Raw genomic sequence first — 22,653 nt, 5'->3', positions numbered from 1 at the left:
CCCCCGCCATGGACTTCGCATTCGACGCACCCACCCAGGAGCTGCGCGCCAAGCTGCTCTCCTTCATGGAGAGCCACGTCTACCCGGCCGAGACCACCGCGCACGAGCAGCGCCTGCTGCTGCCGTCGCCGTGGGACACGCCCGCCGTGGTGGAGGAGCTGAAGGCGGAGGCCCGCAGCCGGGGGCTGTGGAACCTGTTCCTGCCCGACGCCGAGCACGGCGCCGGACTCACCAACCTCCAGTACGCGCCGCTCGCCGAGATCACCGGCCGCTCCCCGCACCTGGCGCCCACCGCCCTGAACTGCGCGGCGCCCGACACCGGGAACATGGAGGTGCTCGCCCAGTTCGGGTCGGACGAGCAGCGCAAGCGGTGGCTGGAGCCGCTGCTCGCCGGGGAGATCCGCTCCGCGTTCGCGATGACCGAGCCGGAGGTGGCCTCCTCGGACGCCACCAACATCGAGACCAGGATCGCGCGCGAGGGCGACGAGTACGTCGTCACCGGCCGCAAGTGGTACATCTCCGGGGCGATGAACCCCGACTGCAAGATCTTCATCGTGATGGGCAAGACCGACCCGGACAACGAGGACGTCCGCCGCCAGCAGTCGATGGTGCTGGTGCCGCGCGACACCCCGGGCGTCGAGATCCGCCGCGCCATGCAGGTGTACGGCTACGAGGACCACTCCCACGGCGGCCACGCCGAGGTCGTCTTCCACGGCGCGCGGGTGCCGGTGGAGAACCTGGTGGGCGAGGAGGGCGGCGGCTTCGCCATCGCCCAGGCGCGTCTGGGGCCGGGCCGGATCCACCACTGCATGCGGCTGATCGGCATGGCCGAGCGGGCCATCGAGCTGATGTGCCGGCGCGCGGCGGCCCGGACCGCGTTCGGCCGTCCGATCGCGCAGCAGGGCGTGGTGCAGGAGTGGATCGCGGACGCGCGCGTGGCGGTGGAGCAGCTGCGGCTGCTGGTGCTGAAGACCGCCTGGCTGATGGACACGGTCGGCAACAAGGGCGCCCACACCGAGATCCAGGCCATCAAGATCGCCACGCCCCGGACGGTCCTCGACATCATCGACAAGGCCGTCCAGGTGCACGGCGCGGGCGGTGTCGGCCAGGACTTCCCGCTGGCCGAGCTGTGGGCGTCCGCGCGGACCCTGCGCATCGCCGACGGGCCCGACGAGGTCCACCAGCGCTCGCTGGCCCGCCGGGAGCTGAAGAAGTACCTGTAGGGAGCCCGGTCAGGGGCGCAGGGCCCGCAGCAGCAGGTCGGCGAGGTGGTCGGCGACCTGCTGGGGGGTGAGCGGGCCGTCCGGCCGGTACCAGGTGGACAGGTGGTGGACCGACCCGAAGTGGTAGTCCACCACCAGGTCGGCCGGGGTGGCCGTGGAGAAGACCCCGGCCGCCTGGCCCTCCTCGATCAGCGCCCGGAACCGCTCGTGGTAGCGGCGCCGCTCCACCCGTACCTGCTTGTTCTTCTCGGGGCTGAGGTGGTGCATCGAGCGGAAGAAGATGGACGCGTCGTCGAGGTTGTCGATGGTGGTGACCACCACGTCGGCCGCCGCGTCGCGCAGCCGCCGCTCGACCGGCGCGTCCGCGTCCGCGAAGGCGTCGAGCCGCTCCTGCTGGAGGCGCAGCACGCGCGCGTACACCTCCTGGAGCAGGTCCTCCTTGGAGCCGAAGTAGTGGTAGAGCGCCCCCTTGGTGACGCCCGCCGCCTCGACGATCTCCTGGACCGAGGTCCTGTCGTACCCGTTCTCGGCGAAGAGGCGGGTGGCGGCGGCCAGCAGCCTCTGGGGGACGGGGGTGCCGCTCCCGTCCGTCGTCCTGGCCATGCCGTCGCCGCCTCTCTCTCGCGTGTTCCACCGGCGCTTTCGCGCCGTGTCAGTGGCGGGAACGCAGTTCCCGCCTCAGGATCTTCCCACTCGCCGTCTTGGGAAGCTCCGCGAGGACCTCGACCTGCCGCGGATATTTGTACGCCGCCAGCCGCTCCTCGCAGTACGCGGAGAGCTCGGCGGGCGTCGCCTCGGCGCCGGGGCGCAGGCTCACGTACGCCTTGACGTTCTCGCCCCGGTACGGGTCGGGGACGCCGACGACGGCGGCCTCGCGCACGGCCGGGTGGCCGTAGAGCACGTCCTCGACCTCGCGCGGCCACACCTTGAAGCCGGACGCGTTGATCATGTCCTTCTTGCGGTCGACGACGTAGAGCCAGCCGTCGCGGTCCATGAACCCGATGTCTCCGGTGCGCAGTTCGCCGTCGGGGAAGGTCTCGGCGGTGGCCTCGGGGCGGCGCCAGTAGCCGGGCACCACCTGCGGGCCGCGCACCACGATCTCGCCCTGCTCGCCGAGGTCCACCTCCTCGCCGTCCTCGCCGACGATCCGTACGAGCGTCTCGGGGCCGGGCAGCCCGACCGAGAGCGTGCCGGAGACGGGGTCGACCGGGGCCTCCCGCTCGGGCGGCACCGAGGCGCAGGGCGCGGTGCACTCGGTCAGCCCGTAGCCGTTGCGCAGATAGGGGCCGAAGGTGTCGCGGAACTGCTCCACCAGCGCGGGCGGCAGGGGCGCGCCGCCCGAGGAGATCACCCGGAAGGAGGCGAAGTGCTCGCGGGTGACGCCGGGGGCCGCCGCGAGCGCCATGAAGGCGGTGGAGGGGCCGACCGTGTAGGCGGGCCGGTGCTCGGCGAAGGCGTCGAGGACGACCCCGGGGTGGAAGCGGTAGGCGAGGACCAGCGTGCCCGCGTTGGCGACGCACGTGGCGAGCTGGCAGACCATGCCGGTGATGTGGAAGAGCGGGGCCAGCGCGAAGTAGGCGGCGCCCTCGGGGATCGGGTGGCCGGTGCGCTGGCGCTCGGCGTTGTAGGTGATGCCCCGGTGGGTGTTCATGGCGCCCTTGGGGGTGCCGCTGGTGCCCGAGGTGTAGCTGATCAGCGCCGTGGCGTCGGGGGCGGGTTCGCGGCCGCCCGGGGCGGGCAGCCCCTGCCGGGCGACGGCCAGCAGGTCGTCGGTGTCGGCGGGGCGGGGCAGCCGCTCGAAGGCGAGCACGCGCGCGTCGTCGCGGCTCTGGAGGTCCAGCTCGCAGGCGGTGAGCGCGATCCGTACGGAGGAGCCGGCCGCGGTGCCCCGCAGATACGCCTCCCACGCCCGGTCCGAGCAGATCAGGGCGGTGGCCTCGGAGTCGCCCAGGACGTGCCCGACCTCGGCCGACTTGTACATCGGGTTGAGCGGGACGACGGTCGCGCCCGCCTTCCACGCCCCGAGCAGCGCGATCACGAAGTGCGGGGTGTTCTGGAGCATGATCGCGACCCGGTCGCCGCTCTGGAGGCCCCGGGCGGCGAGGTGGCCGGCCACGGAGTCGGAGAGCGCGTCGGCCTCGCGGTAGGTGAGCCGCCCGTCGAAGTAGGCGAGGGCGGTGCGGTCGGGGGCGCGCAGGACGGCGGCCCGGAAGGCGTGCACCACGCCGGCGGGCGGGCTGACCGGTGCCCGCTGGGCCTCGGTGAGCTGCCCGAGCCAGGGCCTGGTCGCGTACGGGGAGCTCATGCGCCGTCCGCCTCCCACTTCTGCTGGAGATGGTTCATGGAGGTGAGCCAGCGGTCCGGGTCGCCCGCACGCACACCGTAGAAGTGGGCCACCTCGGGGTGCGGCAGCACCAGGAACCGGTCCTCGGCCATCGCCGTGAAGAGCGCGTCGGCGACGGCCGGGGGCTCGATCGCGGTCGGCGCGAGCACCAGGTCCCCGGCCGTGCCGGTGGCGGCCAGCATGTCGGTGCGCACGCCCTGCGGGCAGATCGCGTGGACCTTCACCCCCCGGTGGCGGTAGGTGAGCGAGAGCCACTCGGCGAAGGCGAGGGCGCCGTGCTTGGTGACGCTGTACGGGGCCGCGCCGATCATGGTGAGCAGCCCGGCGGCCGACACCGTCGACACGAACCGGCCGCCGCCGCGCTCCAGCCACTCGGGCAGCAGCTCGCGGGCGGCGCGGACGTGCGCCATCACGTTGACGTCCCAGGCGGCCGCCCAGACGTCCTCGGGGGCGGCCTCGGAACCGCCGGAGCCGAGCCCCGCGTTGGCGCAGTAGACGTCGATCCTTCCGCCCAGCGCCTCGCGGGCGAGCGGGACCACGTCCGAGGCGTCGCCGGGGACGGCGATCGCGCCGATCTCCTCGGCCGTCCTGCGGGCCTTGGCCCCGTCGAGGTCGTTGACGACGACGCGGGCGCCCTCCGCCGCGAATCTGCGCGCGAGCGCGGCGCCTATGCCGCCGCCCGCCCCGGTGACCACCACTGCCGCGCCCTGGACGTCGCTGTCCGAACCCATCGGGAATCCGCCTCTCCACCTGTCGACCGATGAGCAGACTAACCAGTCGGTATGTTCAGATGGAAGGGGGCCGTCGCCAACGGTTGCGTGCGGCTCGTTCCCCGCCGCCCGCCCGCGCGCTACCGTGCGTGGCCATGACACCGCGCGCGACCGGGACCGGGGAGGCACGCCGATGAGCCTGTCGAGACGGGGACTGCTGGCGGGGACGGGGACCGCGGCGGGCGCGGCGGTCATGGGCGCGGCCCCCGCCCGCCACCACCCGGCCCGCGTGCGGACCGGCTTCGAGCGGCTGGCCGCCGACGGGTACCGGGCGCTGGAGGGCCGCAGGGTCGGCGTGGTGACCAACCCGACCGGGGTGAGTGCCGACGTCCGGCACATCGTGGACGTGATGCACACCGACCCGCGCGTCGACCTGGCCGCGGTCTTCGGCCCCGAACACGGCTTCCGGGGCACGGCCCAGGCGGGCGGCTCCGAGGGGCGCCACGACGACCCGGCGACGGGACTGCCGGTGTACGACACGTACGGCGTCAGCGGGCAGGCGCTCGCCGCCGTCTTCACGGCCTCGGGCGTGGACACGGTCGTCTTCGACATCCAGGACGTGGGGGCGCGCTTCTACACGTACATCTGGACGCTCTACGACTGCATGGAGGCCGCGGCCCTCGCCGGGAAGCGGTTCGTGGTCCTGGACCGGCCGAACCCCGTCACCGGCCGGGCGGCGAGCGGACCCGTGCTGGACAAGGCGTTCGCGACCTTCGTGGGGCGCGAGCCGATCGCGCAGGCGCACGGGATGACGGTGGCGGAGCTGGCCCGGCTCTTCGACGCCGAGTTCCTGGGCGGGCGCGTGGACGTGCGGACGGTGACGATGTCGGGCTGGCGGCGGGCGGACTTCTACGGCTCCACGGGCCTGCCGTGGGTGCCGCCGAGCCCCAACATGCCGACCCCGGACACCGCGCTCGTCTACGCGGGCACCTGTCTTTTCGAGGGCACCAACCTCTCCGAGGGGCGCGGCACCACCCGCCCGTTCGAGCTGCTGGGCGCCGAGGGGATCGACGCGCGCTGGGCCGCCGCCGCGAACGCGGCGGACCTGCCCGGGGTCCGCTTCCGCGAGGCGTACTTCACGCCCGCCTTCTCCAAGTTCCAGGGGAAGACGGTCGGCGGCCTCCAGCTCCACGTCCACGACCCCCGCTCGTACGACCCGGTGCGCACCGGGGTGGCCCTCCTGGTGACGGCGAAGCAGGCGTGGAGCGGTTTCGCCTGGCGTCCGGACCACTGGATCGACAAGCTCACCGGCTCGGCGACCGTGCGCACCCTGATCGACGCGGGCGCGGACACCGACGCCGTGGTGGACGCCTGGCAGAACGGACTCGCGGCCTTCCGGGCGACCCGGGCCAAGTACCTGCTCTACCGGTGAGGCACCCGGGGGAAAACCCCCGGCCGAGACGGTGGCCGGCAGGATGGGCCCGCTCCCGCCCGGCCGGAAGGCTGGGACCATGCATCTGTTCCACGACACCCACCACCGGCCCCGTCAGGCCTTACTCCTGCTGCTCGGCCTGACCCTCGGCTTCCTCACCGCCGCCGTCCCGACGGCCCGTGCCACCCAGTCCCCCACCCCCGAACGGCAGTTGGCGCGCTCTGCCCAGCCCCTCGACGACCTGCGGCCGCTCGGCCGTATGGTCGGCCCGGCGGACATCGTGGGCCTGGGCGAGGCGACGCACAACTCGCACGAGTTCTTCGCGACGAAGCGGCGCGTGTTCCAGTACCTCGTCGAGGAGAAGGGGTTCACCACCTTCGCCCTGGAGACCGCCTGGTCCTCGGGGATGCGGATCAACGCCTATGTGCTGCGCGGCGAGGGCGACCCCGAGCGGATCGCGCGCGAGGAGTTCCAGGGCTCGTACGCGATGTGGGAGACCCGGGAGTACCTGGACCTGATGCGCTGGATGCGCGGCTACAACCTGCGCCACACCCGCAAGGTCCAGTTCATGGGCGACGACATGGGCTACGCGGGCCGGGAGCTCTTCGACCGGGTGAGCGCCTACACCGCGCGGCACTTCCCCGACCTGCTGCCCGAACTCACCGCGCTCTACCAGGAATCCCGGCCCACCGCGGGCGTCGGCGCCACCATGGACGCCATGATCAAGCGCCCGCTCGCCGACCGCAGGCGGCAGGCCGACGAGGTGCGCCGGGCGTACGACCTCCTGAGCCGGCGCCCGGGGACGGACCGGGGCGAGGGCGCCTGGATCCTCCAGTACGCGCGCACCATCGCCCAGACCGGCGCCCTGTGGTCCTTCGACTTCTCCGACCCCGACCAGCTCAGGGAGTCGCGGCTCTTCCGCGACCGGGTGATGGCCGAGAACACCGTGTGGTGGCAGCGCCGGACCGGCCACCGGATGCTGCTGTCGGCGCACAACGGGCATGTGGCGTACGCCCCGACGCTCACCGGTGAGTACCCGAAGGCCCAGGGCGCCTTCATCCGGGAGCTGGTCGGGGACGCGTACATGAACATCGGGTTCACCTTCGGCCGGGGATCGTTCAACGCGCTCGACCTGGACGACCCCGCCGAGCCGATCCGCGAGTTCACCGTCGGACCGCCCGCGCCGGGCAGCAACGAGGAGGTCCTGGAGCGGGTCTCGCCGCGCGACTACTACGTCGATCTGCGCCAGGTCGCGGACCCCGCGAGGACGTGGCTGGCCGCCTTCCGGCCGACGCGGTCCATCGGCAACTCCTGGCCCCAGGACGCGGAACGGATCCGGCTCGGCCCCTCGTTCGACGTCCTGGTGCACCTGCACCGGGTGACGGCGGCCCACCGGCTCTGACCTTCCCGGTCACCGGCTCGTTCGCTCCCCCGTTCGCGTCCCTTCTGCGATGTCCTGCGTATGGCCGGCCCTCCGGTTCCGGCGGGACGATGTGAGGCCCCAGCCCCGCCCCATCGTCAGCGAACGCACCGGAGGGCCCCGCCATGGCGGACATCGGAGTCGAGCCGTACAGAGAGATCACCTTCGACGCGGACGGCGACGCCGCCCCGGCCGGGCGCACCGCCCTCGCGGAGCTGGACGTCACCGACCTGGTGGTGTTCGCGCACGGCTGGAACAACACCCCGTCGGTCGCGACCGACCTCTACCGCCGCTTCTTCGCCCCTTTCCCCGCGCTGCTGGCCGAGGCGGGGAAGGCCGCCGCGGGGGTGCGGCTGGGATACGCGGGCGTCGTCTGGCCCTCCATCCGCTTCGCCGACGAGGACATCCCCGACTTCCCGCACACCGCCCTGGCCACCGTGCCGGGCGCGGGCCTGGACCCGGCGACCGTTCAGGCGCTCAAACGGGCCTTCCCCGGGCACGAGGCGGTCGTGGACGCGCTGGCCGGGCTGCTCGACGAGCGCCCCGACGACGAGGAGGCGCTGCGCCGCTTCGGGCTGCTGACCCGCCGACTGGTGGCGCCCGACGAGGAGTCGCCCGGCTACGCGGCCGACACGGTGGACCACGCGGGCGGCGGCGCGGTGCTCCTCACCGACGACACACTCGGACTGTGCCGGGAGTTCACGCTCGCCCTCCACGCCACCGGTGTGCGCCTCGAAGCGGGCCCGCCCGGGCCCTCGTTCTCGCTGGGCCGCTCGCTCAAGCACCTGTGGGACGGCGCCAAGGAGCTGCTGCGCCAGACCACGTACTACGAGATGAAGCGCCGCTCGGGAAAGGTGGGGCAGCTCGGTCTCGGGCCGCTGCTCGGGGAGCTGGCCCGCGCCAGACCGGCGACGCGGGTGCATCTGGTGGGGCACAGCCAGGGCGGACGGCTGGTCGCGTTCGCGCTGAAGGGACTGCCCGAGGGGGTGCGCAACGTCAAGTCGGTGACGTTGCTGGAAGGCGCCTTCTCGCACTACGCGTTCGCGGAGCGGCTGCCGTCCGGGCTCCGCGGGGCGGGCGCGCTGGCGGCCCTCCAGCGGCGGGTCGACGGCCCGGTGGTCTCCTGCTACTCGCGCTTCGACACCGCGCTCGGGGTCATCTACCCGCTGGCGTCCAAGCTGGCCGGGGACTACCAGGGCGTCCTGGAACTCGACCGCCGCTGGTGGGCGATCGGCCACGACGGCATCCAGTCGGTGGCCCCGTGCACCGAGCTCACCCTGGCGGAGGTCCTGCGCGACGGGGTGCCCGCCTCGGGCTGCGTCAGCGTGAACGCGGAGTCGGTGGTCCGGGCGGGCGGCCCCCCGGCGGGCGCCCACTCCGACATCTGCCACCCGGAGCTGGCGCGGGTGGTGCTGGCCGCGGGCCGGATCGGCGGCGCCCGCTAGCGGGCGCGGGGCCGGCCGCGCACCCGCGGTGCGGTTTCCCCGCGGGTGCGCGACCAGCCCCTCCCCTCCCCGGCCCGCGGCCCGCGGCCGGCGGGCGGCGGGCGGCGGGCGGCGGGCGGTGTCAGCGGCTCACCGGTGCGAGGCGAACTCCACCACCTGCTGGTAGGTGGGCCGGTTCTGCCAGTTGACCGAGGTGTGGGCGATCCCGCCCAGCGGGCGCTGGACGATGGAGTCGGCACACCACTGGTCCCCGGCCGCGCATCCCGCGTCACCGGGGTACACCTGGGCCGGCGTCTTGGCCGCGGCCTGCTTCAGCGTGGCGAGCAGGGTGTCACGGCAGGCGGAGAGCTTCCCGTCGCCGCAGTACGTACGGGCGAGGGGTCCGTGCACGGACTCCCCCAGCACCGTCCGCAGATCCTTGTCCGCGTAGCTCCACCAGCCGCTCTGGAACGAGGACCCGGCGTGCGCGCCGGTCGGACCGTGCCCGGCCGAGGGCGCCTCGTCGACGGACAGGACCGAGGTGAGCGCCGAGTACAGCCCGTCCCCGAGCCCCGGCCGGAACGCGCCCTCGATCATCAGCGGCCACCAGGCGTCCATCAGCCGCACGGCGTCGGGATGGGTGTAGGCGCGCGAGCCCTGCGCGGTCTCCCGGCGCTGGGACCCGTCCGCCCTCCACGACTCCAGCTGCGTCACGGCGGTGGCCAGTTGGGGGTCGGTGACGGGGGCGCTGCGGATGACCTTCAGGAGCTCCGGCAGCACGTCCTCGCCGCGCAGATCGGTGACGGCGGCCTGCGCCATGGCCCGGGTGAGCGCGGCGCGGGTGACGCCGCCCTGCGCGACCAGCGCCTTCACCCGGTCGTCGAGGAGGCTGCCCCGGTGCACCGAGCCGTGGCCGAACCCGGCGGAGGTGTACTCCTTCGCCTGCTTGTTGTTCCAGGAGATGTAGTAGTCCTGCCCCACCGACTGCGGGTGCTGGGCGGGCGGGGTGTAGTCGGCGGTGTTGTACGCCGGGTCGTAGCCCTGCCACTCGTAGGCGCGGTCGGCGGCTGTCGGCAGCGAGGGGTCGACGGCCGGATTCCGCACCGGGTTCTTGCCGCTGTTGTAGTAGGCGGCGGTGCGGGAGTCCGCGTAGAACCAGTTGAAGGCGTAGTCGACGTGCTGGGCGGCCTGCTGGAAGGTGGCCGCGTCCTTGACGAAGCCCGGGTCGTTGAACATCTGGAAGCCGATGATCGAGTCGGCGTCGTGGCGGTAGGTCGAGCGCAGCGAGGTGTACGCGACCTGCTTGCCGGCGACCTTGGCGCGGGCGGTGACGATGCCGTAGTTGGTGCGCCACACCTGCATCCGGTAGGAGCCCGCGGCCGTGTTGTCGGCGGTGGTCGGCTTCCAGGCGTTGGCCTTCTCCAGCTTCTCCATCGGGGTGCACACGCCCCGGTAGAGGTAGTGGGCGTCGTCCTGGCAGAGTTCGACGGCGTAGGTGTCGGTGATGTCCTGTCCGGCGGAGGTGGCCGACCAGGCGTAGTCCTGGCCCCGGCCGAGCTGGACGTACATCCCGACGCCGGCGAAGGAGGCGCCCCGGGCGCTGATGCCGGGTCCCTGGATCTCCTGGAGCATCAGCAGCTGGGGCGCGAAGTAGCCGGTCTGGGGGCCGAAGACGGCGACCGGGTTGCCGCTCGCGGTGCGGCTGCCGGAGACGAGGAGCGCGTTGGACATCCCGCGCGGCCTGCCGATGTCGAAGCCGGGCACGGCGCCGTTGTTGAAGATCCCCTTGAGCGGCTTCAGCCGCTCGGGGACGCGCACATCGGCCCTGGCGCCGGTGACGGCCGAGCCGGTGCGGTCGTAGACCAGCTGTTCGGGGACGACCGTGCCGGGGTCGGGCAGGGCGGTGCCCTGCGGGTTCGCGGGCTTCGTCGCGTACGGGAAGCTCGTGCCGTCGTGGACGGTGAGGACGGCCTCGGGGTCGTTGCGCTCGCGGAAGGACTCCCACACCTTGGTGCCCTCGACGACGCCGTACCGGGCCTGGGCGGCCTGGAGGGAGAGCGCGGCCTGCACCTCGCCGCCACCGCCGCCGCCGAAGAGCCCGCCGACGACGGAGGCGAGCGCGATCAGGTCGGTGAGCTTGAACGGCTGGATCTCGCCGATGTTGGTGAGGGCGTCGATCTTGCCGGTGAGGACGTACTCGCCGGGGAAGTACCGGCCGTCCTTGGACTGCTTGGCGTAGGCGTTGATGCCGTCCACGTACGCCTGCGCGTCGGCCATCGCCTGCTCGCCGCGCGGGCCGTTGGTGGTGCGGATCCGGTCGACCTGCGCCTGGAGGTCGGCCTCGGTGTACGGGGCCTGCGGCCAGAACTCCTGCTCCAGACCCTGGTTGGCGAGCGCGCCGCCCGCGAACGAGGTGAGCTCGCCGCGCCCGATGTGCCGGAACAGGTCCATCAGCCAGAGCCGGTCCTGGCCTGCGGCGTACCCGGCGCCGTACTCGGTTCCGTAGCGGGTGGTGCCCTTGATGTGCGGGACGCCGGTGGCCTTGTCCCGGGTGATGGTGACGTCGGGGCGGGGCGAGCTGGTGGAGGCCGCCTGGCCGCCGGGCACCCCGAAGGAGGCGTCGTTGAAGAAGGAGTTGAGCTTGTCGTCGGTGAGCGAGGACTGGCCGGCCACCAGCGCGTCGTACTTGCCGAGCTGGTCGTCGCTGTGCGCGGGATGGGTGCCGAAGGCCTTGTTGCCGAGGATCTCGACGAGGGTGGCGTTGCCGTTCTCGCCGGGCGGCAGGATGTCGCCGCACCGCCCGAGGCAGTAGTCGCCGTTGGGGGGTTCGGCCGCGCCGGCCTGGCTGAGGGGGGCGAGGAGGGCCGCCGAGAGCGCGATCACGGTGGCGGCGGTGGCGGTTCTGAGCCGTGCGGTGGGTCGTCGCATGCGTGCTCCTAGGGAGGACCGATGCGGCGGAGGTTACTGAGGGGTACCGCAGGAGGGAAGATGAACACACGTCACCTTTCCCGAACGTGCGTGACCTCCCCGGAATCCCCACAGGGCGACGGGGTGGGGCGCCCGGGGCACTCCGGGGGGCGTGCGACGGATTCCGGTCAGCGCCGTCTGATGGGGCCCATCCGATTTTCGATGGAGCCGGATCGGGTAGCCGTACGTCCATTCCTCGACGCCGAACATTCGCCGATACACGAGCGACGGAGGTGGCAGGGCCATGGCCGGTTTCCGCAGCCTTGCGAGACAAGTCCGCGACCCACGAAACGATCTCGCACTGCGCCGGTACTCTCTGCGCAAGTGCCTGGAGCGGTTCGCCCCTTATGGACACCGGGCGACCTGGGACCACTTGTGCGCCAGGCATCGCATCGGGCCCGAGGACCGGGCCCCCGATCCGGCGCGGCTGGTGGCCGCGCTCGACGAGCTGGAGGCGGCGCGGGCCGTCTGGCTCCGGTACGAAGCGGAGTTCGCGGCCCGCAGGAAGCGTGAGAAACACGCCGGCCTGCGGATCCCGGGCTCCTTCGACGACTGGCACCGGCGCACCTGGGGCGGTTTCGGGGTGGCGTGGTGCGAGGACCCGTCGGTGCACCCGGCGCAGCCGCTGGCCGAGGTGCTCGGCCGGATCATCGCGGCCCTGCGCACGGTGCCGGGCTCCGCCTGCCCGGTCTGCGAGGGGCAGCGGCTGGTGTGGCAGCGCGATCTGGCCCACGACCCGTGGTGCGGCCCGGTCTGCACCGGCTGCGGCATTTTGGTGCCCCAGCCGGTCCTGACCGCCGAGGCGCTGGTGCGGGCCAAGGCGGTCCGGCACCGAGAGCTGGCGTCGGTGGCCTGAGACACCCGGGGGCGGACGCGGCCGGGGGCCGCCCCGTACCGCCCCCGTGTGTTCGGGAGGGACTCAGCCGTACGCCGCCGTACGGCCGCTCACGGCCGACCGGTCCGTACGGCTAACAGGTCCCGCACGCGGCGGTGTCGGGCGCGGACTCGGGCTCGGGCGCGGACTCGGGCGCGGGCCGCTGCTGTTTCCTGCGCTCGGGCAGCAGCCGCGAGCCGGTGAGGCGCTCGCCGGAGATGTCGTCCGGGTTGGACAGGACACAGGTCTCCAGCGACAGGCATCCGCAGCCGATGCAGTCGGTGAGGTGGTTGCGCAGCCGGTTCAGCTGCTTGATGCGCTCGTCGAGTTCGGAGCGCCAGTTCTCGGAGAGCCGCGCCCAGTCCTCGCGGGTGGGGGTGCGCTCCTCGGGGAGTTCGGCGAGGGCGTCCCGGATGGTGGCGAGCGGGATGCCGACGCGCTGGGCGGCCCGGACGAAAGCGACCCGGCGCAGCACGTCGCGGCTGTAGCGGCGCTGGTTGCCCGAGGTGCGGCGGCTGCTGATCAGGCCCTTGGACTCGTAGAAGTGCAGGGCGGACACGGCGGCCCCGCTACGGGCGGAGAGCTGACCGACCGTGAGCTCATGGACCTTCTCTGGAATCTGCGGCACCTCTCGAACCCTACTGCGCGGGCGGGATCACCGTTGACAGCGGGCACCGCCAACAGCATGCTGAGCAAGCGCTTGGACAGTGGAGGCGCAAAGACAGCCGAAGCATGCGAGAGAGGCAGGAACCGGGCATGGCAGAGCCGAGGATCTTCACCTCCGCCGACGAGCTGAAGGCCGGAGTGGGCGAGCCGCTCGGGTACAGCGACTGGCTGGAGATCGACCAGCACCGCATCGACCTGTTCGCGGACGCCACCGGGGACCACCAGTGGATCCACGTCGACCCGGAGCGGGCGGCGGCCGGGCCGTTCGGGACGACCATCGCGCACGGCTATCTGACGCTCTCGCTGCTGCCCGCGCTCGTCCCGCAGGTGCTGCGCGTCGAGGGCATGAGGATGGGCATCAACTACGGCACCGAGAAGGTCCGTTTCCCCGCCCCGGTCCCGGTCGGCTCACGGCTGCGGGCCACGGCGGTCCTCACCGACGTGGTGGAGGCGGGCGGCGGCGTGCAGGTGACCGCGAAGGTCACGGTCGAGCGCGAGGGCGGCGAGAAGCCGGTGTGCGTGGCGGAGTCGGTGTCGCGGTACTTCTTCTGACCCCGGGCGCCCGGCCCCGGGCGCCTGTGGTCGCCTTCCCGGGCCGGCCACGGGCCCTAAGCGGTCCGGGCCCCGACCATCCGCAGCACGAGGCCGGCGTAGAGCGCGCCGACCTCGTCGGGCGTGCGGCGCCCCTCGGTGTTGAACCAGCGGGCCACGTCGATGCAGAGCGACAGGACCGCGAGCGTGGTGCCGGGCACGTCCGGCACGTCGAACTCGCCCGCCGCCACCCCCTCGTTGAGGATGCGCCGCACGGCCGCGTCGCTGCGCCGGCGCAGCCCCACGATCTCGGTGCGGTGCTCCTCGCCGAGCGCGTCGAGTTCGTACTGGACCACGCGGGCCGTCATGTGGTGCCCGGCGTGCCACCGGACGAAGGAGCGCACGGCGTCCGCGAGGCGCTCGGCGGCGGTGCCCCCGGCGTCCGCGGCCGTCTCCAGGATCTCCAGGGCCTTGTCGTGGCCGATCCGGCTGATCCGGTGGAGCAGCTCTTCCTTGGTCTTGTAGTGGATGTAGAGCGCGGCCGGGCTCATCCCGGCGCGGCCGGCGATGTCCCGGGTCGTCGTGGCGTGGTAGCCGCGTTCCGCGAAGGCCTCCACGGCGGCGACGAGCAGCCTCCGGGCGGCCTCGGGCGTGACCTCGCCCCACGGCCTGTCCTCGCCGACCGCCATCTCCTCAGCCGCACCCATCGCCAGCCCCTTTCTTCGGACGAACACCATACCCCGAAGGTGAGCAAGCGCTTAGAGCGAGCGCTAGAGCTTCTGGAACGGGTCGTGCTCGGCGAGCAGCTTCTCCAGCCGGGCCTGGTCGACCCGGCTGACGATCTGCCCGGCCTCCTGGCGGTCGCGGACCACCTTGGCGAGGGTGAAGGCGGAGGTGACGAGGTAAAGGACGGCTATCCCGAGGAAACCGCGCACCCAGGCGTCGGCGTGGAGCCGGGTGATGCCGATCGCCGTGGCCCCGAGGGCGAGGGCGAAGGACGCGACGGCCTGGCCGTAGTACGCGGCCGTGTTCTGCTGCTTGACCGGTGTCTCACTCATGGGGCCAGCATGCGGCGGACGTGGCCGCGGCCACATCCGCTCCCGTACTCAGGACGTACTCAGAAGGCCGAGACGCCGGTCTCCGCGCGGCCGATGATCAGCTTCTGGATCTGGCTGGTGCCCTCGTACAGCGTCATCACGCGCGCGTCACGCAGCAGCTTGCCGACCGGGTACTCGTCGATGTAGCCGTAACCGCCGTACACCTGGAGGGCGTTGTTGGCGGCGCGCACGGCGGCCTCGGAGGCGAAGAGCTTGGCCTTGGAGGCGGCGGTGGCGAACTCCTCGCCCCGGTCGATGAGATCGGCGACCCGCCAGGTCAGCAGCCGGGCCGCGTCCACGTCCACCGAGATGTCACTGATGAGTTCCTGGACCAGTTGGTAGTGCGCGATGGACCGGCCGAACTGCTCGCGCTGCCCGGCGTAGCCGACCGCCGCGTCCAGCGCCGCGCGGGCGATGCCGACACAGCCCGCCGCCACCGACATCCGCCCCTTGGCCAGCGCGGACATGGCGATCGAGAACCCCTTGCCCTCCGGCCCCAGCAGCGCGTCCGCGGGCAGGCGGACGTCCTGGAGGACCACCTCGGCGGTCGCCTGGCCGCGCAGGCCGAGCTTGCCGTGGATGGGGCGCCGGCTCAGGCCGGGGGTGTCGGTCGGCACCAGGAACGCGGAGACGCCCCGGTGCCCGGGGGTGTCGTTGGTGCGGGCGAAGAGCAGCATCACATCGGCCCAGGTGCCGTTGGTGATGAACATCTTGGAGCCGTTGATCACGTAGTCGCCGCCGTCGCGGACCGCGCGGGTCGCCAGGTTCCCGGCGTCCGAGCCGGTCCCGGGCTCGGTCAGCCCGAAGCAGCCGAGCGCCTCGCCGGAGGCCAGCCGGGGCAGCCAGGCGCGCTTCTGCTCCTCGCTGCCCCAGTGCGCCAGGGTCTTGGCGACCAGGCCGAGCGAGACGGAGACGATGCCGCGCACCGAGGAGTCGCCGCGCCCGAGCTCCTCGGTGACCAGGCAGTAGGCGAGGTGGTCGCCGCCCGAGCCGCCGTACTCCTCGGGGAGGGTGAGCCCGAGGAAGCCGAGCGCGCCCAGCTTCTTGACGATCGACCGGTCGACGTTCTCGGCCCGGTCCCAGGCGGCGGCGTGCGGGGTGACCTCGCGGGCGACGAAGTCCTCGGCGAGCCGGCGCACCGCGGCCTGCTCCTCGCTCAGCTCCAGGTTCATCCCGCTCGCACCCCAGGTAGTCCGGGCGGCCGGTCGGGCCACCATTTAATTACCACTGCTAGTTTTCCCTGCGCACGCCTACTATGTGCCGCATGGCCCGACCGCGCAAGCCCCTCCTCAGCCACGACCGCATCGTCGCGGCGGCGAGCGCGCTCGTGGACGCGGAAGGGCTAGCGGCCGTCTCCACCCGCCGCCTCGCCGCCGAACTGGGCGTGAGCGGCCCCTCCCTCTACAACCACTTCCGCACCAAGGACGAGATCCTGGAGGCGGTGGCGGACGCCACCTCGGCCCAGGTCGACCTGACGATGTTCGAGGCGGACGACGGCCGCGACTGGCGCACCGCGCTGCACGACTGGGCCCTGTCCTACCGGGCGGTCCTCACCCGCCACCCCCACATCGTCCCGGTGCTCGCCCAAGGCCCCGGCCGCCGCCCGGCGGGTCTGCGGCTCGCGGACGCGGTCTTCGGCGGGATGGTCGCGGCCGGCTGGCCGCCCGCCCAGGCCACCCGTATCGGCGCCCTGATGCGCTACTTCGTCATGGGCTCGGCCCTGGGCTCCTTCGCCCGCGGCTTCGTGGCCGACGAGAGCGCGTACGACCCGGCCGACTACCCCCATCTCGGCCAGGCCCATCTGCTGGCCGAGCGCCAGGAGGAGATCGACGAGGGCGCGTTCGAGACCGGGCTGCGGGCCCTGCTGGACGGGCTCCAGGCGCAGTACGACGCGCTGCCCGGCCGCCCCCACCGCCTCGCCCACGGTTCGGCCCCGGCCGAAGGGTGACGGCGGCATCCTTGAGGTATGACCACCACCACGGGATCCGGACTGGCGGCGTTCGCCGCGCTGCTCGCCGACGAGACCCGCGCGGCCTTCTGCCTGGCGCTCCTGGACGGGCGCGCCTGGACGGCCGGCGAGCTGGCGCGGCACGCGAAGGTCGCTCCCTCCACGGCCAGTGAGCACCTGGGCAAACTGGTCGCGGGCGGGCTGCTCCGCGAGGAGCGGCAGGGGCGGCACCGGTACGTGTGCCTGGCCGACGCCGGGACCGCCCACCTCGTCGAGGAGCTGGCGGCCAGGACCGCGCCGCCGGACCGGCCGCGCACCCTGCGGGCCGTCTCGGCGGGCAGCGCCATGGCCCGCGGCCGCACCTGCTACGACCACCTCGCCGGCCGCCTCGGCATCGCCGTCACGGACGCGATGACGCTGCGGGGCCTGCTGACCCAGGACGCCGGGTTCGCGCTGACGCGTGACGGCCTGCGCTGGTACGGCGAGCTGGGGCTCGACCTCTCCCCGGGCGGCAAGCGCCCGCTGGTGCGCTCGTGCCTGGACTGGACCGAGCGCCGCCCGCATCTGGCCGGGGTCGCCGGGGCCGTGCTGTGCGCGCACGCGCTGGAGGCCGAGTGGTGCGTACGGATCGGCTCCGAGCGGGCGGTGCGGGTGACGCCGACGGGCGAGGAGGCGCTGTCCGAGCTGCTCGGGGTGGAGAAGGCGAGCCTGCGGTAGGCCGGGCCCGGCGCGGCGGTGAACGCGGGGCGCGGGGCGGGCCGTTGCCGCGCGGGGCCGGGCGGGCCGTTGCCGCAGGGCGCAAGGCGGGCCGTTGCCGCGGGGCGGCCGATAATTCGGTGAGCGCCGAACCGTCGTGGCCGTACCGTCGGCACATGACGAACTCCTCGCACACCGGGCGCCGTTCGCAAGGGCTCGCCCTCGGCGCCGCCGGAGTCTCCGTGGTGCTGTGGGCCTCGGCCTTCGTGTCGATCCGCAGCGCCGGAGACGCCTACTCCCCCGGGGCGCTCGCCCTGGGCCGACTGCTCTCGGGCACCCTCGTGCTCGGCGTGCTCATGGCCGCCCGGCGCGAGGGGCTGCCGCCGCGGGCGGCCTGGCGCGGCACGGTGCTCTCCGGCCTCCTGTGGTTCGGGCTGTACATGGTGGTGCTCAACTGGGGCGAGCAGCGGGTCGACGCGGGGACGGCCGCGATGGTCGTCAACATCGGACCGATCCTGATCGCCCTGCTCGGCGCCCGGTTCCTCGGCGAGCGGCTGCCGCCCCGGCTGGTGGCGGGCATGGGCGTCTCGTTCGCGGGCGCGGTGGCGGTCGGCCTGTCGATGTCCGGCGAGGGCGGCGCGAACGTCCTCGGGGTGGCGCTGTGCCTGCTGGCGGCGGTGGCGTACGCGGCCGGGGTGGTGGCGCAGAAGCCGGCCCTGGCCCACGGCAGCGCGCTCCAGGTGACCTTCTTCGGCTGCCTGGTGGGGACCGCGCTCTGCCTGCCGTTCAGCGGGCAGCTGGTGGCGGACGCCGCCGCCGCGCCGGTCCCGGCGACCCTCAACATGGTCTACCTGGGCGTCTTCCCTACCGCGCTCGCCTTCACCACCTGGGCGTACGCCCTGGCCCGTACGACGGCGGGCCGCATGGGCGCGACCACCTACGTGGTGCCGACGCTGGTCGTGCTGATGTCCTGGCTGGTCCTCGACGAGGTCCCGGCGTGGCTCACGCTCGTCGGCGGCGCCCTCTGCCTCGCGGGCGTGGCGGTCTCCCGCTCCCGCCCCCGGCGCCGTACGGACCGTACGGCACCGGTGGGCGCGGGCGTCGCGGTGGCGCCGGAGCCGGAGACGGCGGGCCGCTAGAAGACCACCAGGGCCCGGCCGCCCTTGCCCGCCAGCATGTTCTCGAACGCGGCCGGGATCCCGTCGAGCCCGATCCGCTCCGAGACCATCGCGCCCAGGTCGAGCCGCCCGGCCCGTACGTGCTCGGCGAGCACCGGCAGGTCGCGGGCGGGGTCGCTGTCGCCGTAGACGCAGCCGGAGAGCGTACGGCCCCAGTGGAAGATCTCCAGGGCGTTGAAGGTGACCTGCTGGTCCTTGCCGCCGATGCCGACGACCGTGGTGCGCCCGCCGCGCCGGGTGGACTCCCACGCGGTACGGATGGTCACCGCGCGCCCGACGCACTCCACGGCCACGTCCACGCCGTGGCCGCCGGTCAGCTTGCGGACGTCCTTGGCGGTCGTCTCCGAGGCCACGACGAAGTCGGTGGCGCCCGCCCGCCGGGCCAGCTCCTCCTTGGCCGGGGAGACGTCGACCGCCACGATCCGCGCGGCGCCCGCGATCCGGGCCGACTGGAGGGTGGCCAGGCCCACGCCGCCGACTCCGTACACCGCGACCGTCTCGCCCTCGCGCACCCGGGCCGAGTGGTGGACCGCGCCGTAGCCGGTGAGGACCGCGCAGCCGAGGAGGGCGGCCTCGGTGAGCGGGATGCCCTCGGGCAGCGGCAGCAGGCAGTTCTCCGCCACCACCGTCTCCTCGGCGAACGCGGCGACGTTGAGGCCGGGGTGGAGGTCGGTCCCGGCCGCGGTGCGCGCGTACACCGCGCCGGCGCCGGCCAGCGCGTTGACGCAGAGCCACACCTCGCCCAGCGAGCAGGGGTGGCAGGTGCCGCACGAGGGCGCCCAGTTGAGGACCACGCCGTCGCCCGGCGCCACCGAGGTGACCCCCTCGCCGACGGAGACGACCGTGCCGGCGCCCTCGTGGCCGAGGACGGCGGGGACGGGCACCCGCATGGTGCCGTCTGAGAGCGACAGGTCGGAGTGGCAGACCCCGGCGGCGGCGAGGCGCACCCGCACCTGGCCGGGGCCGGGCTCGGGGAGTTCTATCTCGGTGACCTCCAGCGGGGAACCGATGGAGGGAAGGACGGCGGCGCGGACCACGAGGTGCTCCCGGGTTCGGAGAGTCGGCAGGGGGTTGGGCGTCGGAACTGGCGTCGGAGCGGCACCTCGGCATCGGGTGCCAGAGGTGCGAAGGCGGGTGTCAGAACTGGAGGGACTTGGTCTGGAGGTACTCGGCCAGGCCGTGCGGGCCGAGCTCGCGGCCGACGCCGGACTGCTTGTAGCCGCCGAAGGGTGCCAGCGGGTTGAACCGGCCGCCGTTGATGTCCACCTGCCCGGTCTCCATCCGCCGCGCGAAGGCCACGGCCTCGGCCTCGTCCCCGGCCCAGACCGCGCCCGCGAGCCCGTACACCGTGCCGTTGGCGATCCGCAGCGCGTCCTCCTCGTCCTCGTAGCGCAGCAGCGAGAGGACCGGGCCGAAGATCTCCTCCTGGGCGATGGTCATCTCGGGGGTGACGTCCGCGAAGACGGTGGGCGCCACGTAGTACCCGCGCTCCAGCGGGGCCTCGGCGCCACCCGCCACAAGGCGGGCGCCCTCGGCCACGCCCTTCTCGATGTAGCCGCGCACCCGCTCCCGCTGCCGGGCGCTGACCAGCGGGCCGACGCGGTCGCCCGCCGGGTACTTGGCCACGGCGGCCCTGGCGAGCTCCACCGCCTCCTCGTACCGGTCGGTGTGGACGAGCATCCGGGTCCAGGCGCTGCACGTCTGCCCGGAGTTGCTCATGACGTTGGCGACGCCGACGGCGACGGCCTTGGCGAGGTCGGCGGAGGGCAGGACGACGTTGGCGGACTTGCCGCCCAGCTCCAGGGCGACGCGCTTGACGGCTCCGCCCGCCGTGGCGCCGATCTGCCGGCCCACGGCCGTGGAGCCGGTGAAGGAGACGAGGTCGACGCCCTCGTGCGCGGCGAGGGCCTGGCCCGCGACCGGGCCGAGCCCGGTGACCAGGTTGAACACCCCGGCGGGCAGCCCCGCCTCGTGCACCGCCTCGGCGAAGAGCCGCGCGGTGAGCGGGGTGTCCTCGGCGGGCTTGAGCACGACCGTGCAGCCCGCGGCGAGCGCCGGGGCGACCTTGGCGACGATCTGGTGCAGCGGGTAGTTCCAGGGCGTGATCGCGCCGACCACGCCGACCGGCTCGTGGAAGACCGTCGAGTTCCCGATCCGCTCCTCGAAGGCGTACGCGGCGGCGAGTTCGGCGTACGAACCGGCGACCGCGATCGGCAGGCCGACGTGCACCTGCTGGGCGAACTGCTCGGGCGCCCCGAGCTCGGCGGTGACGGTCGCGGCGATCTCGTCCTTGCGCGCGGCGAGCCGGTCCCGCAGGGCGGCGATCAGCGCGGCGCGCCCGGCGGGCGGGGTCGCGGCCCAGCCCGGCAGCGCCGCGCGGGCCGCGCGGACCGCCGCGTCGACGTCCTCGGCGGTGCCCGCCGGGACGTGCGCGATGACCCGCTCGTCCGCCGGGTTCACCACGGCGATCGTGTCGCCGCCCGCGGCGGGCGTCCACCGGCCGGCTATGTACATCCCGTCGTGGGCGTTCATCGCACTCCTCCTGGGTCTGGGACAGTGCACCCAAACTAGCGCCGGTAGTTTTCCGGCACCAGGGCCGCCCGCGGTTCCGGGCGCCGGAAGGAGGCTATGCGGTCCGGCCCGGGCCCCGGACGGCGGTCAGGTGGGCGAAGACCACGACGTTGCTCTCGTAGCCCTTCTTGCGGTCGAACTTGCCGCCGCAGGTGATCAGCCGCAGCTCGGGCCGGTTCCGCGGGCCGTACACCTCCTTGTCGGGAAAGCCCGCCTTGTCGTACGTGCGGACCGCGTCCACGGTGTACACCGCGGTCCTGCGGTCGGCGCGGCGGACCTCGACGAGCCGGCCGGGCCGCAGCATCGCGAGGTTGGCGAAGACGGCCGCCCCGGTGCGGGTGTCGCGGTGGCCGACGGCGACGGCCGTGCCCGTCCCGCCCGGGCTGGGCCCGCCCTGGTACCAGCCGACCAGCTTGGGGTTGTCGACCGGCGGGGTGGCCAGCTGGTGCGTACGGTCGAGGCCGAGGCCGACGACCGGTGCCCGCAGGCCGAAGTACGGGATGGCGAGGCCGGTCGCCCGGGACGGCGGCAGCGGCCGGGGCGGGCGGGCGGCGGGCGCGGGCCCGGCGGACCGGCCGTGCCCGCCCGGGACGGGGCGGCCCGCGCCCGGCTTGGCCCCCGCCACGCCCGGGGCCGCGGACGCCCCCAGGGGCTGCTCGTCCCCGTCGCCCCCCGTGGGGGCCGAGGGCGCCGCCGCGCCCCCGGCCCCCGCGGTGCCCAGGGCGACCGGTGCGACCGACCCGTCGTCCTGGGCCCACCAGACGCCGCCGACGACCAGGGTCGCGGCCAGCGCCGCCGTCCGCGTCAGCCGGTAGGCGCGGGAGCGGTGGCAGGGCCTGGGGGAACCGTTACGCGGCGCCATGCGGGCGCCGGCGCAGCCGTCGCACGAAGAGCGCCCCGGAGAGGCCGATCAGGCCGAGGGCCGCGGCGCCCGCCGCCGGGGAGACCCCGTCGCCCGAGCCGCCGCCGTCCCCGGCCAGACCGCCGCCGCCGGCGTTCGGACCGCCGTTGGGCAGGATGCTCCTGGGGCTGCTCGAAGGGCCGGTGACCGGATTGCAGTCGACCTTGAAGACCTTCGTCTTGCCGGCGGCCTTGAGCCCGACGACGTTCCAGGTGAGCTTGTACTGGCCGTCCGGGAGGGTCAGCGGCAGGGTGTGGCCGACGCCGGTGGGCAGCGGGATGGCGCCGGTGAGGGTCGCGCCGCCCGCCCGCTGCGGCTGCGGCTGGATCGAGTAGCTGATGTTCTGCTTCGGGTCGAAGTTGAACCCGTCGAGGTAGAACCCGCAGACCTTGGGCTCGTCGCGCTGGTCGGTGAACTGGGTGCCCAGGTTGTGGATCTTCACGTCGCCGTTGTCGCCGGGGGCGGCGTGGGCGACGGGCGCCCCGGCCAGGGCGGCTCCGGCCAGCCCGAGGGCGAGGGCCGCGGCGGCGGTGGCGGCGGGGCGGCGGACGGTGGGGCGCGGAGGTGAGGAGGCAGACATGCGCTTTCCTTCGAGTCAGATTGTCATATAAATCGACCTTTCGTCTGACTCTCTTTCACATCCGCCCGGGGAAACGGCGGAGCAGCGCCGG

At 73.7% G+C, this 22,653-nt stretch carries 21 protein-coding genes; 9 read left to right on the top strand and 12 right to left on the bottom strand.

The genetic code is table 11. The features are described 5' to 3' along the window. Positions 1-8: 8 nt before the first annotated feature. On the top strand, positions 9-1,223 hold the full coding sequence (locus AC069K_RS13315) for an acyl-CoA dehydrogenase family protein (RefSeq protein ID WP_358835901.1): 1,215 nt from the start codon (positions 9-11) through the stop codon (positions 1,221-1,223). A gap of 9 nt (positions 1,224-1,232) precedes the next feature. Here AC069K_RS13315 and AC069K_RS13310 read toward each other — a convergent pair whose 3' ends face one another. From AC069K_RS13310 to AC069K_RS13300, 3 genes are read right to left on the bottom strand one after another with little or no spacing between them, the layout of a single operon-like run. Then, positions 1,233-1,826, bottom strand: coding sequence for a TetR/AcrR family transcriptional regulator (locus AC069K_RS13310; RefSeq protein ID WP_358835900.1), 594 nt, complete (start codon positions 1,824-1,826; stop codon positions 1,233-1,235). 49 nt (positions 1,827-1,875) lie between these two features. After that, the gene (locus AC069K_RS13305) at positions 1,876-3,528 is read right to left on the bottom strand and encodes a class I adenylate-forming enzyme family protein (protein WP_365112220.1); all 1,653 of its coding nucleotides are present in this window, start codon (positions 3,526-3,528) and stop codon (positions 1,876-1,878) included. After that, positions 3,525-4,298, bottom strand: a complete 774-nt coding sequence (locus AC069K_RS13300) for an SDR family oxidoreductase (RefSeq protein ID WP_365112223.1) — start codon at positions 4,296-4,298, stop codon at positions 3,525-3,527. The genes AC069K_RS13305 and AC069K_RS13300 overlap by 4 nt, the downstream gene beginning before the upstream one ends. Positions 4,299-4,470: 172 nt before the next feature. On the opposite strand from AC069K_RS13300, the gene AC069K_RS13295 reads away from it, so the two are divergent. From AC069K_RS13295 to AC069K_RS13285, 3 genes are all read left to right on the top strand, one after another. Beyond that, positions 4,471-5,709 (top strand): exo-beta-N-acetylmuramidase NamZ family protein, encoded by a 1,239-nt coding sequence (locus tag AC069K_RS13295; protein ID WP_478615402.1) that lies wholly within the window; start codon positions 4,471-4,473, stop codon positions 5,707-5,709. Positions 5,710-5,788: 79 nt separating this feature from the next. Next, on the top strand, positions 5,789-7,111 hold the full coding sequence (locus AC069K_RS13290) for an erythromycin esterase family protein (protein ID WP_478615399.1): 1,323 nt from the start codon (positions 5,789-5,791) through the stop codon (positions 7,109-7,111). Positions 7,112-7,254: 143 nt separating this feature from the next. Continuing rightward, positions 7,255-8,574: a lipase family protein gene (locus tag AC069K_RS13285; protein WP_478615396.1), complete on the top strand. Its 1,320-nt coding sequence runs from the start codon at positions 7,255-7,257 to the stop codon at positions 8,572-8,574. Between the two features lie 129 nt (positions 8,575-8,703). On the opposite strand, the gene AC069K_RS13280 is transcribed toward AC069K_RS13285, so the two are convergent. Beyond that, positions 8,704-11,481 carry a penicillin acylase family protein gene (locus AC069K_RS13280; RefSeq protein ID WP_478615393.1) on the bottom strand — a complete coding sequence of 926 codons (2,778 nt, stop codon included), beginning with the start codon at positions 11,479-11,481 and terminating at the stop codon, positions 8,704-8,706. Positions 11,482-11,764: 283 nt separating this feature from the next. Between AC069K_RS13280 and AC069K_RS13275 the strand changes: the two genes are divergently transcribed. After that, positions 11,765-12,376 (top strand): hypothetical protein, encoded by a 612-nt coding sequence (locus AC069K_RS13275; protein ID WP_365112238.1) that lies wholly within the window; start codon positions 11,765-11,767, stop codon positions 12,374-12,376. Between the two features lie 112 nt (positions 12,377-12,488). On the opposite strand, the gene soxR is transcribed toward AC069K_RS13275, so the two are convergent. Then, the gene (gene soxR / locus AC069K_RS13270; protein ID WP_365112241.1) at positions 12,489-13,022 is read right to left on the bottom strand and encodes a redox-sensitive transcriptional activator SoxR; all 534 of its coding nucleotides are present in this window, start codon (positions 13,020-13,022) and stop codon (positions 12,489-12,491) included. Between the two features lie 128 nt (positions 13,023-13,150). Between soxR and AC069K_RS13265 the strand changes: the two genes are divergently transcribed. Further along, entirely contained in the window at positions 13,151-13,612 is a 462-nt protein-coding gene (locus AC069K_RS13265; RefSeq protein ID WP_358836025.1) for a MaoC family dehydratase, read from the top strand. A gap of 56 nt (positions 13,613-13,668) precedes the next feature. Here AC069K_RS13265 and AC069K_RS13260 read toward each other — a convergent pair whose 3' ends face one another. The 3 genes from AC069K_RS13260 to AC069K_RS13250 all read right to left on the bottom strand — a co-directional run bounded on the left by AC069K_RS13260 (position 13,669) and on the right by AC069K_RS13250 (position 15,860). Further along, positions 13,669-14,298, bottom strand: a complete 630-nt coding sequence (locus AC069K_RS13260; RefSeq protein ID WP_365112244.1) for a TetR/AcrR family transcriptional regulator — start codon at positions 14,296-14,298, stop codon at positions 13,669-13,671. A 63-nt stretch (positions 14,299-14,361) separates the two neighbouring features. After that, the gene (locus AC069K_RS13255) at positions 14,362-14,649 is read right to left on the bottom strand and encodes a YiaA/YiaB family inner membrane protein (RefSeq protein WP_358836023.1); all 288 of its coding nucleotides are present in this window, start codon (positions 14,647-14,649) and stop codon (positions 14,362-14,364) included. A gap of 59 nt (positions 14,650-14,708) precedes the next feature. Continuing rightward, positions 14,709-15,860 carry an acyl-CoA dehydrogenase family protein gene (locus tag AC069K_RS13250; protein ID WP_478615384.1) on the bottom strand — a complete coding sequence of 384 codons (1,152 nt, stop codon included), beginning with the start codon at positions 15,858-15,860 and terminating at the stop codon, positions 14,709-14,711. A 92-nt stretch (positions 15,861-15,952) separates the two neighbouring features. Here AC069K_RS13250 and AC069K_RS13245 point away from each other — a divergent pair, with 92 nt between their 5' ends. The 3 genes from AC069K_RS13245 to AC069K_RS13235 all read left to right on the top strand — a co-directional run bounded on the left by AC069K_RS13245 (position 15,953) and on the right by AC069K_RS13235 (position 18,471). Further along, entirely contained in the window at positions 15,953-16,636 is a 684-nt protein-coding gene (locus tag AC069K_RS13245; RefSeq protein ID WP_478615381.1) for a TetR/AcrR family transcriptional regulator, read from the top strand. Between the two features lie 18 nt (positions 16,637-16,654). Beyond that, positions 16,655-17,353, top strand: coding sequence for an ArsR/SmtB family transcription factor (locus tag AC069K_RS13240; RefSeq protein WP_365112251.1), 699 nt, complete (start codon positions 16,655-16,657; stop codon positions 17,351-17,353). A gap of 155 nt (positions 17,354-17,508) precedes the next feature. Beyond that, on the top strand, positions 17,509-18,471 hold the full coding sequence (locus tag AC069K_RS13235) for a DMT family transporter (RefSeq protein ID WP_478615378.1): 963 nt from the start codon (positions 17,509-17,511) through the stop codon (positions 18,469-18,471). Here AC069K_RS13235 and AC069K_RS13230 read toward each other — a convergent pair. From AC069K_RS13230 to AC069K_RS13215, 4 genes are all read right to left on the bottom strand, one after another. Continuing rightward, a complete protein-coding gene (locus AC069K_RS13230; protein ID WP_478615375.1) occupies positions 18,468-19,547 on the bottom strand; it encodes a Zn-dependent alcohol dehydrogenase in 1,080 nt (359 codons plus the stop codon). The genes AC069K_RS13235 and AC069K_RS13230 overlap by 4 nt on opposite strands. A 100-nt stretch (positions 19,548-19,647) precedes the next feature. After that, positions 19,648-21,042 (bottom strand): aldehyde dehydrogenase family protein, encoded by a 1,395-nt coding sequence (locus AC069K_RS13225; protein ID WP_478615372.1) that lies wholly within the window; start codon positions 21,040-21,042, stop codon positions 19,648-19,650. Between the two features lie 94 nt (positions 21,043-21,136). After that, positions 21,137-21,943: a class F sortase gene (locus tag AC069K_RS13220; RefSeq protein ID WP_478615369.1), complete on the bottom strand. Its 807-nt coding sequence runs from the start codon at positions 21,941-21,943 to the stop codon at positions 21,137-21,139. Then, entirely contained in the window at positions 21,930-22,562 is a 633-nt protein-coding gene (locus AC069K_RS13215) for a hypothetical protein (protein ID WP_478615366.1), read from the bottom strand. Before AC069K_RS13215 ends, AC069K_RS13220 begins: the two co-directional genes overlap by 14 nt. Positions 22,563-22,653: the final 91 nt, after the last annotated feature.

It is taken from the genome of Streptomyces sp. NPDC043908, assembly GCF_056435525.1.
The sequence above is the reverse complement of the archived record's forward strand: the minus strand, read 5'-3'. Positions and strand labels throughout refer to the sequence as shown.